Annotated in this window: 11 protein-coding genes; all 11 read left to right on the plus strand. The window is 52.5% G+C overall.

Going from position 1 to position 13,502, the window contains the following annotated elements; genetic code table 11:
• The first annotated feature begins 10 nt into the window (after positions 1-10).
• The gene (locus HH215_RS31910; protein WP_169283576.1) at positions 11-844 is read left to right on the plus strand and encodes a hypothetical protein; all 834 of its coding nucleotides are present in this window, start codon (positions 11-13) and stop codon (positions 842-844) included.
• A complete protein-coding gene (locus tag HH215_RS31915) occupies positions 837-1,580 on the plus strand; it encodes an amidohydrolase family protein (RefSeq protein ID WP_169283577.1) in 744 nt (247 codons plus the stop codon). The genes HH215_RS31910 and HH215_RS31915 overlap by 8 nt, the downstream gene beginning before the upstream one ends.
• The gene (locus HH215_RS31920) at positions 1,577-2,380 is read left to right on the plus strand and encodes an amidohydrolase family protein (RefSeq protein ID WP_169283578.1); all 804 of its coding nucleotides are present in this window, start codon (positions 1,577-1,579) and stop codon (positions 2,378-2,380) included. Before HH215_RS31915 ends, HH215_RS31920 begins: the two co-directional genes overlap by 4 nt.
• A 17-nt stretch (positions 2,381-2,397) precedes the next feature.
• Positions 2,398-6,093, plus strand: coding sequence for an RCC1 domain-containing protein (locus tag HH215_RS31925; RefSeq protein ID WP_169283579.1), 3,696 nt, complete (start codon positions 2,398-2,400; stop codon positions 6,091-6,093).
• A gap of 59 nt (positions 6,094-6,152) precedes the next feature.
• Positions 6,153-7,151 carry a zinc-dependent alcohol dehydrogenase gene (locus tag HH215_RS31930; RefSeq protein WP_169283580.1) on the plus strand — a complete coding sequence of 333 codons (999 nt, stop codon included), beginning with the start codon at positions 6,153-6,155 and terminating at the stop codon, positions 7,149-7,151.
• A 195-nt stretch (positions 7,152-7,346) separates the two neighbouring features.
• The gene (locus tag HH215_RS31935) at positions 7,347-7,520 is read left to right on the plus strand and encodes a hypothetical protein (protein ID WP_169283581.1); all 174 of its coding nucleotides are present in this window, start codon (positions 7,347-7,349) and stop codon (positions 7,518-7,520) included.
• Between the two features lie 60 nt (positions 7,521-7,580).
• Entirely contained in the window at positions 7,581-9,164 is a 1,584-nt protein-coding gene (locus HH215_RS31940; protein ID WP_169283582.1) for a stalk domain-containing protein, read from the plus strand.
• Between the two features lie 255 nt (positions 9,165-9,419).
• Positions 9,420-10,427 carry an ABC transporter ATP-binding protein gene (locus tag HH215_RS31945; RefSeq protein ID WP_169283583.1) on the plus strand — a complete coding sequence of 336 codons (1,008 nt, stop codon included), beginning with the start codon at positions 9,420-9,422 and terminating at the stop codon, positions 10,425-10,427.
• The gene (locus HH215_RS31950) at positions 10,424-11,242 is read left to right on the plus strand and encodes an ABC transporter permease (protein WP_169283584.1); all 819 of its coding nucleotides are present in this window, start codon (positions 10,424-10,426) and stop codon (positions 11,240-11,242) included. The genes HH215_RS31945 and HH215_RS31950 overlap by 4 nt, the downstream gene beginning before the upstream one ends.
• Entirely contained in the window at positions 11,226-12,029 is an 804-nt protein-coding gene (locus tag HH215_RS31955; RefSeq protein WP_169283585.1) for an ABC transporter permease, read from the plus strand. Before HH215_RS31950 ends, HH215_RS31955 begins: the two co-directional genes overlap by 17 nt.
• 177 nt (positions 12,030-12,206) lie before the next feature.
• Complete coding sequence (locus HH215_RS31960) at positions 12,207-13,382, plus strand: MFS transporter (protein ID WP_169284675.1); 1,176 nt, start codon at positions 12,207-12,209, stop codon at positions 13,380-13,382.
• Positions 13,383-13,502: the final 120 nt, after the last annotated feature.

The following is a 13,502-nucleotide window of genomic DNA, read 5'->3' on the forward strand; positions in this document are numbered from 1 at the left end:
GGCATTGAAGATGAGGGTGAAAACAGGCTATTACAAACAGTTTGACGCAGACGATCGGCTTGAATTCCCCGGTGAAGGCTACGCGGGGTGGTGCAAAGACGATTTGGAGTTGGATCTATCCCGTACGGCTATCGTTGTTATGCATGCATGGGATTCCGGATCGCGAGACCGATTTCCCGGCTGGTATAGAGCGGTTGAATTTTTACCTCGAGCCAACGCGATTGCCGAGCAGGAGCTGCCTAGGTTGTTAAGCGCAAGCCGGGAAGCAGGCATGACGGTGTTCCATGTGGTAGAGCCGATCGGAGATTATTATAAGCAATATCCTGGGTACAAGCATGCGGTTGAACTCGCCGGGGAAGAGGATCCGAAGATCGAGCAAATCCCCGTCGATGAGTCTCATGCGAATCTTGAAGCTTTTCGGAAGGCGAATGCTTTCCCGGGGGCTCATAATATCGATGACATCAACGCCGGCTTTGCCCGTCTGGCTATTCCCGATTCGGTTAAACCGCTTGGGAATGAAGGCGTGGTTGCCACTTCGGGACAATTATTCGCCCTATGCCAAGAACAAGGAATTAACCATTTGATCTATACAGGATTTGCCCTTAATGCTTGTCTTCTGTTGAATCCCGGCGGAATGCATGATATGAAGCGGCATGGGCTGCTTTGTTCGGTAGTCCCGGAAGCGGTGACGGCAGTCGAAAATAAAGAAACGGCGCGAGGGGAAGAGGCTAAACGGTTATCCCTATGGAGCGTGTCTCTGTTCTTCGGTTTCGTGTATTCCCTTGAAGATCTCGTTTCGGCATTATCCGAATCCAAGCTAGGGGCAGGACATTCCAATGATTGACGCGCACATCCATCTCCAAGGCTCCGAATTGCATCATGAGACGTTAGAAGAAGGCGATCGTTTAGGAATACGACTCTTTGTAGGGAGTTCGTTGAATTCCTTGAACCCCAGTCCGACATTCGAGGAGGTTCGCAAAGCGAACGATGACATGGTTAACGTCATCCGCACCCATCGGGATCGGGTGGCCGGGTATTGCTACGTGAATCCTCGGCATGGCCAAGAAGCCTTGAAGGATTACCGCGGACGAATGGAAGACCAAGGGATGATCGGAATTAAGCTTTGGGTAGCTACGCTGTGCAATGATCCGCTCGTCTACCCTTTCGTCGAGCAAGCTATCGCTTATCGCGCGCCGATTCTGATCCATGCATGGAGAAAATCCGTAGATCAGCTCCATTATGAGTCCACGGCCGTTCACGTGGCGGAATTGGCACGTCGATATCCCGAAGCCCGTCTCATTATGGCCCATCTAGGCGGCCAAGCCGAAACTGCAATCAATACAATCGCTAATTATCGTAATGTATACACGGATACATCGGGAACCCCGATCGGCGCGGGGGAAGTTGCGCTAGCCGTTAATCGGCTCGGGGCGGAAAGAGTCATCTTCGGTTCGGACCTGCCTTACGCCTGCCTTGCGAGCAACTTAGGTAAAGTTCTAGGAGCCCGGTTGTCGGAGCGGGAGTTCGAGCTCGTTACGGAAGGGAATATGGCGAAGCTTCTCGCCGAGGTGGCGAAATGAACATTATGCTGGATAGGTTTACCCGTTATGGAGCCATAGACGTGCTTACTTTTATCGGTCAATGGCCAGATCGTCAAGCGCTTCGCGCCGAAGCGGGCGATTTAACGGATATGGCGGATCGATTAGGGTTACGAGCGATGTGCGTAAGTCACTTATCCTCGGTGCTCGGGCATGACACCCGCACGGGCAATGAAGAGTTGTTCGCGGCAGCCGCACAGGATGTACGTTTGTGGCCGTTTCCGATCGTTAATCCGCTTGAAGCCGGATGGAAGGAAGAGTTGGATTGGGCGGTAAGCAGGGGGGCCAGGGGAATTCGACTCGTTCCCGGTTATCATGGATACGGTTTGAATGAGAACGGACTACAAGAGCTTTTAAACGAGGTGCGTAAACATGGGCTTCCATTGCAAGTTTGCGCACGCTTGCAGGACGAAAGGCTACAGCATCGATTATTGCTCGTCGATGTCGTTGATCTTCACGAACTGGCGGAGTTGATCATGACTGCGGATGGTCATCCCTTGCTCATAAGCGGCTTACGCGATCACGAGCGAGATTTAGTCATGCGAAACGTTACGTCTGACAGCAAGATACGCCAAGTGCTGTTCGACTTGTGGTTCTGTAACGGTCCGCTGGCCGTCATTGCATCGATATGTCGTGCCGGACTGGCTCAATCCTATGCGTATAGCTCTTGTACGCCGCTTCAGACCGCGGAGGCAACGGCACTGCAATTGTCCAGCAGCGATATCGGAGAAGAGGAACGCATCGACCTGATTTATGGCAATGCCATGCGTCTATTTAAATGAGAGGTTGGATGATGAGTATGAGAATTCAATTGAAGAGGCTAGCCGTCTTTACGATGACGCTTGCGATTTGTTCATCTCTTTTCGATTCCGCAATTCCATCCGTTCACGCCCAGTACTACGATTTCTCTACTAAAACGACGTTCGATGCTTTGGATTACGGCTACAATCAAGGAAACGGAAATATGGAACCCAATGATGAAGGGGCCACGAGTCTTGCTTGGGTGGAGGGTCCTACTCTAGCTTCCTATATCTCTATGTATAAACAGCATTCCGATCTATCTTACTTGGATAAGTTCATTACCCAAGCCGACCAAGTCTTGGGCTTAAGAGACAACGTTCGCGGGAAAATAGATTACCGAGGACTTTCGGAGCCGACTTGGGCGGCGGCTACGCGGTTTACCGCAGGAACAACCACGCTGATGGATGCCAATGGCATTCCTACCTTAGAGGTAAGAAGCGCGCTGCTATTTGATTCTTCGGAAAATCAGTTGAAAGTCTCCGCGGGTTCGCAACCGAACACGTTCAAGCTGGAAGCGTACACGCGGGCCGAGCAGGTCGCGGCTGGCGGTCTTCATACGGTCGCCTTGAACTCAACCGGAAGAGTATGGAGCGCGGGCAATAATTATTACGGACAGTTGGCTTTCGGAACCGCAAACCAGAGTATTCCTTTTCCGGCGGACGGAGTCATCGATTATTACAATGTAATGGACGTGGCGAGCGCGGTTTCGGCAGGGGAATTTCATTCGTTGGTGCTGAAAACCAATGGCACGGTATGGGGGTGGGGGTACAATGCCTATGGACAGTTGGGAGACGGAACAACCGCCAATCGGTCATCAGCGGTCGAGGTCGGCGGCCTGAAGGACGTTGTTGAAATCGCCTCCGGATATTATCACAATCTTGTTCGGAAATCGGACGGGACCGTGTGGAGCTGGGGCTACAATAATAGCGGTCAACTGGGCGACAGTTCTATTGCGAATCGTTCGATTCCCATACAGGTCAGCGGATTGAGCAATATTATCGCAATTGCCGCCGGAGGGTACCACAGTCTTGCTTTACAATCGGATGGCAAGGTTTGGGCTTGGGGTTCCAATCAGGCTGGACAATTGGGGGATGGCACGACGACGGACCGACTTACCCCCGTACAAGTAGGCGTTCTATCCGATGTAGTGGATATCTCAGGCGGACTTGGGCACAGCTTGGCAGTGAAGAGCGATGGTACGGCATGGGGCTGGGGTTCAAATTCAAACGGTCAGCTTGGGAATGGTACTTTAACTTCGACTTCTTCGCCTGTACAAGTTAGCTCTCTTAGCGGAGTAACGAATGTATCCGCCGGAGGGTATCACAGCTTGGCTCTTAAGTCGGATCAAACTGTATGGTCATGGGGTTCAAATGACGTAGGCCAACTCGGCGATGGGACAACTACCCAGAGGTTGACTGGCGTTCAAGTGGCCGGATTATACGCAAGCGCTATCGCTGCCGGAAAGCAGCATAATATTGCCATCAACACAGATCATCGGGCGGTATCTTGGGGAAAGAACGATTACGGGCAGCTCGGAAACAACAGTACCCTTAATATGGGAATTCCCGTTACGTTCAAGAATATGGAGAGGGCGGACACTTACGATAATTTGACCATGGACCCCTCTAGTACGAATTATGCGCCCGCTAAGGTCAGGGCAGGGGCGTATTGCACGTTCGATGGGATGACCAACGGAATAACGGTCAAGGATTTATCGTCTTCATCCGCTATTTCGGCTCGAAATCCCGTGAGCGCTTCAACAAGCTTCGTGCCCCTTAGGATGAGCTTCCCGGTTCATACGGGATTGCTGACTTATCCGATGGCCACGTTCGCCAACGTTGTTTATAGTACTCCTGCATTATCTAGCAATCTAGTGTACAAAGCGGCAGCGGATCGTTTCTTCCAAGCGGCTGTAGACGCAGCTTCAACGCATGACTATCAATGGGTTGAAGGCGCGAACAACGAAGGCTGGTACATATATCCCAAGGGTGCGCCGATGTTCGTGGACGGCTCCGAGAACCAATTCAACCACTATCTTAGCTTAGGCAAAACTTATGTGGAGCTTGCGCAAATTCCCGGGCCGCACCAAGCGGACGCATTGAACAAAGCTACCCGAATGGCGAATCGGTTTAAGAACGATCTGACGTGGGACGACAATAAGGACACGTATGTCTGGCATTATTACCCGACGAAGAGCGCGACTTATTCCGGTTGGGACGAACGGACTAGCGCGACAATCAATCATGAATATAGTGCATGCTGGCCGGCTGATCATGACGTGAACAAAATCCCTTATGCCGGGATTGAGGTTGATTTTGCCGCTGCCGCATACGATGCCGGAATCGTGTTCGACGAGAAGGACATGCGGAGGTTTGCAAACACGTTTACGAGGAATGTGCTAACGTATGACGCAGTCGGAACGCCAAAGCTTTACTTTGCGGTGGACGGAATAGGAGCGATTGCACCGGGAATACAAGAAGTGTTCGCGACTCAATGGCTTAAAACCGCGCCATGGGACGATAGAATTTTCCATATGTCTCGCAAGCTTTTCTCCTCACAATCGTTTGACCCTGCGATTTCTCCCTATTATACTCGTTCGGCGCACTTTAACGAGTTTGCGACGATCGCGGCGAATAAGGGAAGTATTTACACTTGGGGGAACAACATTTACGGCCAGCTTGGCGATGGTTCTACGACAGCGAGATCGACGCCAGGATTGCTTTCCGTGCAGGGAGCGACTCAGGTTTCGAACGGCGAGTTCCATAATCTCGAGCTGAATGCCGACGGCACAGTATCCGCTTGGGGGTATAATGCCTATGGTCAATTGGGAGACGGAACAACACTTAACCGTACGGCGCCGATTGATGTTCCGACATTAACGAACGTAATCTCGATTAAAGCGGGACATTATCACAGCTTGGCGCTCAAATCCGATGGAACAGTGTGGGCATGGGGCTATAACAATAGCGGACAACTCGGGGACGGATCGATTGCAAATCGTGGCGCTCCCGTTCAGGTAGCGGGGTTAAGCAACATTGTTGCCATAGCCGCAGGCGGCTACCATAGCTTTGCCTTAAAGTCGGATGGGACGCTTTGGGCATGGGGGGCTAACAACGCGGGTCAGCTCGGGGATCACGGTACCGTCAATCGATTAACTCCGGTTCAAGTTCCTGGTTTGTCCAATATCGAAGCTATTGATGCGAGCGTGGGCCATAGCATTGCGTTAAAGAAGGACGGAACGGTATGGTCCTGGGGTTATAACAACAGCGGGCAACTTGGCGATGGAACGACGATCAACCGAAGCTCGCCCGTACAGGTCATAGGAATCAATAAGGTTACGGCCATCGCTGCCGGCGGTTACCATAGCGTCGCGGTTAGAACGAATGGAACCGTGTTCGCTTGGGGAGCCAACGACAAAGGGCAAATCGGAGATGGAACGTTGATCGGAAGGACCGTTCCGACGCAAGTCTTGAATCTGACCGATATGAAGACGGTAGGGGCAGGACTTTACCATACTCTAGCAGCGAAATACAATGACGGCTCGGTATGGGCGTGGGGCGACAACGGTTATGGACAATTAGGAGACGGAACGACGACGAACCGGAGTACGCCAGTGGAAGTGGCAGGCGTAAGCCGAATCATGCGCGTAGATGGGGGAGCCTATTCTACGACTGTCTTCAGATTTACAAGATAAAAGCAGCAATGAACAGTGCGGCCGCTCCTAGCAAAGGACGGACTGGAGGATTTGCGGAAATGAGACGTGTTGCAGTAAGAGATGGAGTACCGATAGTAGAGGATTTCGAACCGGGAGAGCTGGGCGATTATGAAGTCAGAATTCGGACGGAATACTCGGCAATCAGCCCGGGAACGGAGTTAATGCATCTAAGAAATAAAGCCGGTTTTGTTCTTCCGGGATATAGCGGGGTAGGAATAGTCGAGGCGATAGGCAGCGCGGTGGAACATCTTCAGCCCGGACAGAGAGCTGCGGTGTACGGAGTGCCGACCCATAGTGAAATCATTATCGCGCCTAAACATCTTACCGTACCGGTCCCCAACTCCGTAGATCCGCGAGAGGCTGCATTCGCCGGATTGGGCACGATCGCGATTCATGCCTTGCGTCAAGCCGACGCGCATTTCGGTGAGAGTCTCCTCATCGTAGGGCTTGGCATCTTGGGGCAACTGGTTGCTCAAGTAGGATACGCTGCCTCGTCTATCGTTCTTGCCACGGATAAGCTTGAGACCCGAAGGCGCGCAGCGAATCAGTGCATGCCAACTGCATATGTAGCTTCATCGGATCAGATGCTTGCAGAGCAACTAAAGAAGCATACTGAGCGTGGTGAAGGGGTAGACTGCGTACTCCTCTGCGCCGGAGGCCGCAACGATACCTTGCTCGACCAAAGTATCGGCTGGTTAAGGGACCGCGGTCGAATCGTAATCGTGGGCGTGCCGAACCCGACCTTTAACCGGAATGCCCTTTTCTCCAAGGAAGTGGACATACGTATCTCCCGAGCGGGAGGGCCAGGCCGCTACGATGAAATATACGAGCAAAGCGGCGTAGATTATCCGCTTGGTTACGTACGTTGGACAGAAGGAAGAAACCTTGCGGCTTATATCAGATTGCTGCAAGAGCAGCGGATTACGGTTAATCCAATGATTACGAGCGAATGGTCTTTAAGCGAGATCGGGGAAGCGTATCGTCGATGCTCGGAAGTCTCAGGGAACGAGCTTGGGGTACTTCTGAAGATAGGGTGAGCAAAAAAAATGGACAATAAAACATCGGCTTTCTAGGACATGGTTTTCACGTCCCGGATAGCCGATGTTTCTTTGGTAGGTGTAGCTTTGTCCTCGGCGGAAGCGGAGGAATGCGGCCGGTTCGGATATCGCTTTGCTCGGAGTGTACTAGGCATCGGATAGATTGGACAGTTAGTCGCGAGGAGGAAGCTTGGAATGGGACTATTATATAACATTTATTCAACGATGCTCGAACGGAATGAGCCGGATAAAATGGCGGATGAAATGGATCATCGCGCCGAGAATACGGGGATTTCGCCATCGGAAGATGAGCTTTCCTTAATCGAACTACTAGTTAACCCTGTCGGTAGACGAGCGCAGGATGAGTAGATGATTGGGAGATATGATAGAATGCAAGAATAAGAGAACAGGCCGGAGGCTGGGGCGAAAATGCGGGATAGGCGAAGTTTCGTTATGATGATTATTTTTCTAGTTATCGTTGCAGTTGTCGCAGCCGATCGCTCCGTCTATTCGGCAGTTCAACCGGCAATCCGAATTTCCGTCGATGCCATTGAGTTGCCGTTAAAGGTTAGACCCGTCGAGGAGAAGGGGGGTCTCTTGCTTGAGGCCAAGGAAACGTTCAAGGCTATGCGGATCCAATGGAAATACGAGAAAAAAACGATCGTTATTCATTATCGGGGAATTGTATTTACGATGGAAATGAATCGGAATCGTGTAATGGCAGGACAACGCGAAGTGCGAATGGCCCAAGCTCCGGTTGCCAGGCAAGGTCGTATTTATATCCCCGCAGATCTCATCGGTATCGTTCTAGGCAAAGCAGTAGTTTACGATACAGATAATCGAATATTGAACGTAGGGCTAACGGCAGAGGAACGAACCGTGATTCAGCGCGATTTATTTGAAGCCGCCAAAGCCGGCAACTCAGAGAAGATCGAAATGCTGCTAGAGAGAGGGGCAGATCCGAACGGCAAGTTAAGCGAGTACGGGGAGTCCACTCCGTTGCGAGAGGCGGTAGTTAACGATAAAACCGATGCCGTTCAGTCCCTATTGGTAAGCGGTGCAAAGACAGGATATCATGATACCGATTTGGCATTCGGTACGCTACTGACTCAGAACGCTCGAATGCTGAACCTGTTGCTCGATTCTGGACTGGACTCGAATGCGAAGAACCATACGGGTACGCTGCTGGAGAGAGCATCGGGGTTCATCGATATAAGCAAGGATCCCGCGCAACCGAAGTTTCTATTTCCATCTGCGGATATGGTGAATACCCTTATTGAACATGGCGCAAAGCCGCGTTTGGACAACTCGTTAATCAATGCGGTCGAAGCTCAAAACTATGAGATTATCCAGTCGTTGATCCGAGCGGGAGCGAATCCGAATAAGGTCGGGATGGGCGGTAAAACGCCTTACGAGTTGAGCAAGGAAAGGCATATTAACCGATGGCTGACGATTCGGGAAGAGCCGCCCGCATTGCCTTCATTTAGCGTAACGGATGATTCGGGCAATACGATTGTAGATGGAAGCTTGATTTTGAGAGACGCGAATAATAAGGATTCTATACCGAAGTCTATCATTTGGAGGGGAAACAAGGTCTATGCGGATTTGCCGGATGGGAAATATACCCTATTAAACGTCGGCGGAAACGGTCTCCATATGATTTCTCCTTTGTCTTCATCGATCACGATTCAAGGCGGAAAAGCTGATCCCGATGTCGTCAAGCTCCCATCCCCCAACGTTAGCGGAACGTTGACGAGCGAATCCATTCGAATCGACGGCGGTCGTTTCTTTATTGTCGATAAGTGGAACAAATGGTTCTATTTTGTCCCCGTAACCGGCGATCGCTTTACGCTATACGCTCCTGAGGGGCATTATCGAATCAGTTCGTACACTGGAACTGATCGAGTCGATTACGCGGTTGACGGAATCATCGCGATTAACGGCGAACCCGGCATACAGAATATAATCGTGAACCTAAAGAAAGACGATGCTTCAAAAAACAAAACGAATTGACAAAAATCCTCTTGTCATCGTCGCCTATTCAAGGTAAAATCTAACATCAAACGGAAGGGTTTCTAGGGAGCCGGAAGCTAGGGCGAGTTCATCGCGTCAAGCTTGGCCGAACCGAGCGAAACCGGCTGCGGCTATGGCCGCATTTACACCGAGAGGGATAAAAGACCTTCGGCAAGTTCCGCTACTCTGTGGCGGATCGGGCTGATGGTCTTTTTTGCTTTACCGTGGCAGAGGGAGAAAAGGGGGAGGATCGGCATGTTGGCGTTGCAGACAAGAGGATTGGGGAAAACTTTTCGCGTGAAGAGGAAGGAAACGGGGCTGACCGGAAGCTTTCGATCGCTGTGGAACCCCCGATGGGAGACGAAGGAAGCGGTTCGCGGGATCGATCTGAACGTTCACGAAGGGGAGACGGTCGCGTTTCTAGGCCCGAACGGAGCGGGCAAATCTACGACGATCAAGATGCTGACCGGCATTCTTCACCCGACGTCCGGTGAAGCCGACGTATTAGGGTTTACGCCGTGGAAAGAAAGAGAGCGGCTGGCCTATCGCATCGGTACCGTGTTCGGGCAGAAATCCCAGCTCTGGTACCATCTGCCGCCCGTGGATACGTTCGAGTTAATCGGACGGATCTACGAGCTGAAGCGGGACGATTACACGAAGAGACGGGATGACTTGATCGAACGCTTCGAGCTTGGACCTTATTTGCACACGCCGGTGCGCAAGCTGTCGCTGGGAGAACGGATGCGTTGCGAGATCGCGGCATCGATGTTGCACCGTCCCAAGCTGTTGTTCATGGATGAACCGACGATCGGCTTGGATGCCGTCGTCAAGCAGCGCATACGGGAATTGATCCGCGAACGGAACCGCAAGGAAGGAACGACCGTGTTCCTTACCTCGCATGATGCCGGAGACGTAGAGACGCTGTGCTCGCGGGCCGTCGTCATTCATCATGGGGGCGTTCTGATCGATGAGCCCGTCGATAAGATGAAGCGGGAAGTGCTGAGCCGCAAGAACGTCACTCTGACATTGCCGAACGTGATCGATTATGAAGATCTGCCCGCGATCTGGGGCGGGCAATGGTTGCAAGAGGAAGGCGGCAAGTACCGCTTGACCGTGGATTTAAAACAAACGAACATCGAACGGGTAATGGGCGAACTGATCGGCCGCGTCAGCTTCACCGACGTGAACGTCGAAGATCCGCCGCTCGAGGAAATCATCAAGCATATTTACGGCATGCGCGCGGAGAAGGAGGGGGCGGGATGAGCGGAGAGAGTAGCCGCTGGACGTCAAGCTGGCGTAAAACGTCGGCGGTCGGCAGAATTACGTTCCGACACCAGTTCGCGTACAAAACCGATTTTCTGCTTCGTTGTTTTTTCTTGTTGTTTATTCTCTATGTTTTCATACAATTATGGTCCGCGGCTTACGATGGGAATTATACGAAGGAGATTGCCGGCTTTACCCTGAAGCATATGATTTGGTATTTGGTATTCACGGAGGCATTAACGCTGGCGGCGCCTCCGTTGTGTTCGCGGATCGAGGAGGAGGTCAAGAACGGCGACGTCGCGATTCGATTAATTCGCCCGCAGTCCTATGTCGCTTACCATTTCTCGGTCTATTTCTCCGAAGCCTTGCTTCGTTTCTTCGTCCATCTGCTGGTCGGCAGCTCCATTGCTTGGACGTTCGTCGGCGCTCCGACATTCGGCTTTGGCTGGTTTGGACTATTGGCGCTAAGCGCGGGGGCATTGACGATTACGTTCTTGCTGCTCATGTTGGTCGGGCTGTGCGCGTTCTGGGTGGAAGAGACGAGCGGTCTGTATTTCGTGCTGCAGAAGCTGCAATTCACGATCGGCGGCATGCTGCTGCCGATTGATCTGATGCCGGAATGGCTGCAGCGGATATGCGCTTGGCTTCCGTTTCAGGCGGCGTTATATTTTCCCGCGCGGATGGCCGTGCATTATGATCCAACGCTGCTCGCGCAACAACTCGGAATCCAGGTTGCCTGGATAATCGGTCTTGGGTTCGCGGTAGCTTGGCTGTATCGGAGAGGGGTGACGAAGCTACATGCAAACGGCGGCTAAAATCGGAGCGAACGTGCGGTTCGCGTTAACTTGCTGGAAAGTGAATCTGGCGTCGGCGATGGAGTATCGGTTAAGCTTCTTCTTGCTGGCGGGAATGATGTTCGTCAACAATTTTATTTGGTTATTTTTCTGGAGTCTGTTCTTCGAACGTTTCCCGGTCGTGCAAGGCTGGGAGATGGAGGACGTCATGATGCTATGGGCATTAAGCGCGGGTGGATTCGGTTGGGCCGCGATGCTGTTCGGCAACTTTTCTAGAATCGCGGGAATCGTCGCTACGGGGCAGCTGGACGTGTATTTGTCGCAGCCGAAACCGGTGCTGCTCAGCGTGCTTGCCAGCCGAAGCTCAGTAACGGCGGCCGGGGATTTCCTATTCGGAATTACGGTATTTCTTATCGCCGGGGATACGTCTTTGCGGGGCATTCTGCTATTCGCGCTCGGCCTTCTGATCAGCGGATTGCTGTTTATCGCCGTGATGGTGATTGCAGGCTGCTCGGCTTTCTATATCGGCCACGCCGAGGGGTTTACGCAGCAGTTGTTCAACAGCTTCATCGCGTTAACGACGTATCCTTCCGATATCTTTCGAGGGCTCGCTAAGCTGGCGCTCTTCTCGCTCGTGCCGGCCGGGTTCATCAGCTATTTGCCCATCGGGCTGTTGAAGGATTTCGATCCGGCCTTCGTGGCGGGGGCTACGGCAGTGGCGGCCGGACTTACGATAGCCGCGGCGTTGCTATTTCGTATCGGGTTGCGCAGATACTCTTCGGGCAACACGATTGCGATGAGAAGTTAAAGCCAAAGGTTATCCGTTAGGCATTCTACTATGCGGATTAGGTTTTTTCTACGGGAATGATTGTACATCTTCCGGTTTGCCCTTATTCTAGTAAAGCATGAAAGCTTTCGGATGTTCGAACGCAAGTGCTCACTAGTCAGTCAGAAGGAAGGTTAGAACGAATTGAATACTGGAAGTATGGCCGTCGGAGGCAAGGCGGCGGATCGATTCCCGTTAGCGTTGTTCTCGTTAACCGCTGGAGCGTTCGCGATCGGCATGACCGAATTCGTCATCATGGGGTTGTTGCCTAACGTCGCTTCGGATCTGAACGTCACGATACCGCAAGCGGGGCAACTGATTACGGGATACGCGCTAAGCGTTGCGATCGGAGCGCCGATCTTGGCCGTGGCCACGCATCGGATCCCGCAGAAGAAGCTGCTCTGCTTGTTGATGATCCTCTTTATTATCGGCAACGGGATTGCCGCGATCGCTCCGAACTATGCCATCTTAATGGGGGCAAGACTGTTCACCGCCCTCGCTCATGGCACGTTCTTCGGGGTTGGCTCGATTCTCGCCGCGAACCTGGTCGCTCCCAATAGAAGGGCGGCCGCCGTCTCGGTCATGATGGCGGGACTAACGGTAGCGAATATTATCGGCGTGCCCTTCGGAACGTTCATCGGACAGCATATGGGCTGGAGAGCTTCGTTCGGTTCCGTCGTCCTGATGGGAATCGTTACGTTGATCGGAATCATCGCTTTAATTCCCGATATTCGCCAGCAAGAGAGTTCCAGCGCGATCAGGCAAATTCGCGCCTTGCTTCAACCGAAGCTGTTGCTCGTTCTGCTTACCGGGGCGATCGGATGCAGCAGTCTGTTTACGGTATTTACGTACATCGCGCCGTTGCTCCAAGAGGTGACGGGCATTGCGGAATATAGCGTGACTTGGGTGTTGGTGTTGTTCGGAATCGGGGTAACGGTCGGCAACATCCTCGGCGGAAAACTCGCGGATTGGAAGCTGATGCCTACGCTAATCGCCGGATTCGCGTCATTGGCCGCGATTCTGGCGATACTGGCATTGGTCGACGAGCTTCCCATCGCCGCCGTCATCACGATCTTCATCTGGGGAATCGCCGCGTTCGCCGTATTGCCGGGATTACAAGTCCGAATCATGACGTTAGCTAAGGACGCGCCGGCGCTGGCTTCCACGTCCAATCACTCCGCGCTTAATTTCGGCAACGCGGGGGGAGCCTTCTTGGGCGGGATGGTGATCACGAATTCGGGTCTCGGCATGCTTCCATGGACGGGAGCGTTGCTGTCGCTGGTCGGCTGCGTGCTTGCCGCAGTCGTCTATATGTGGGATCGGAAAGTCGCTTAGCCGATCACTACGGCAACGATAGCTTTGCGTGATTATTGAAGAACCAATGTGATATCGGAAGTCCGAAATCCCCTGTCGCGCTTTTGCCGGCAGGGGATTTGGCAAACGGTCATCATCGTA

The organism is Cohnella herbarum (assembly GCF_012849095.1).
GTDB classification, from domain to species: Bacteria; Bacillota; Bacilli; order Paenibacillales; family Paenibacillaceae; genus Cohnella; species Cohnella herbarum.

What these genes read in the sequence shown, in the direction of transcription:
- HH215_RS31955 (WP_169283585.1), top strand. Translation starts at nt 11,226, where the DNA reads ATGCAAACGGCGGCTAAAATCGGAGCGAACGTGCGGTTCGCGTTAACT.
- HH215_RS31910 (WP_169283576.1), top strand. Translation starts at nt 11, where the DNA reads ATGAGGGTGAAAACAGGCTATTACAAACAGTTTGACGCAGACGATCGG.
- HH215_RS31945 (WP_169283583.1), top strand. Translation starts at nt 9,420, where the DNA reads ATGTTGGCGTTGCAGACAAGAGGATTGGGGAAAACTTTTCGCGTGAAG.
- HH215_RS31935 (WP_169283581.1), top strand. Translation starts at nt 7,347, where the DNA reads ATGGGACTATTATATAACATTTATTCAACGATGCTCGAACGGAATGAG.
- HH215_RS31925 (WP_169283579.1), top strand. Translation starts at nt 2,398, where the DNA reads ATGAGAATTCAATTGAAGAGGCTAGCCGTCTTTACGATGACGCTTGCG.
- HH215_RS31930 (WP_169283580.1), top strand. Translation starts at nt 6,153, where the DNA reads ATGAGACGTGTTGCAGTAAGAGATGGAGTACCGATAGTAGAGGATTTC.
- HH215_RS31950 (WP_169283584.1), top strand. Translation starts at nt 10,424, where the DNA reads ATGAGCGGAGAGAGTAGCCGCTGGACGTCAAGCTGGCGTAAAACGTCG.
- HH215_RS31960 (WP_169284675.1), top strand. Translation starts at nt 12,207, where the DNA reads ATGGCCGTCGGAGGCAAGGCGGCGGATCGATTCCCGTTAGCGTTGTTC.
- HH215_RS31915 (WP_169283577.1), top strand. Translation starts at nt 837, where the DNA reads ATGATTGACGCGCACATCCATCTCCAAGGCTCCGAATTGCATCATGAG.
- HH215_RS31920 (WP_169283578.1), top strand. Translation starts at nt 1,577, where the DNA reads ATGAACATTATGCTGGATAGGTTTACCCGTTATGGAGCCATAGACGTG.
- HH215_RS31940 (WP_169283582.1), top strand. Translation starts at nt 7,581, where the DNA reads ATGCGGGATAGGCGAAGTTTCGTTATGATGATTATTTTTCTAGTTATC.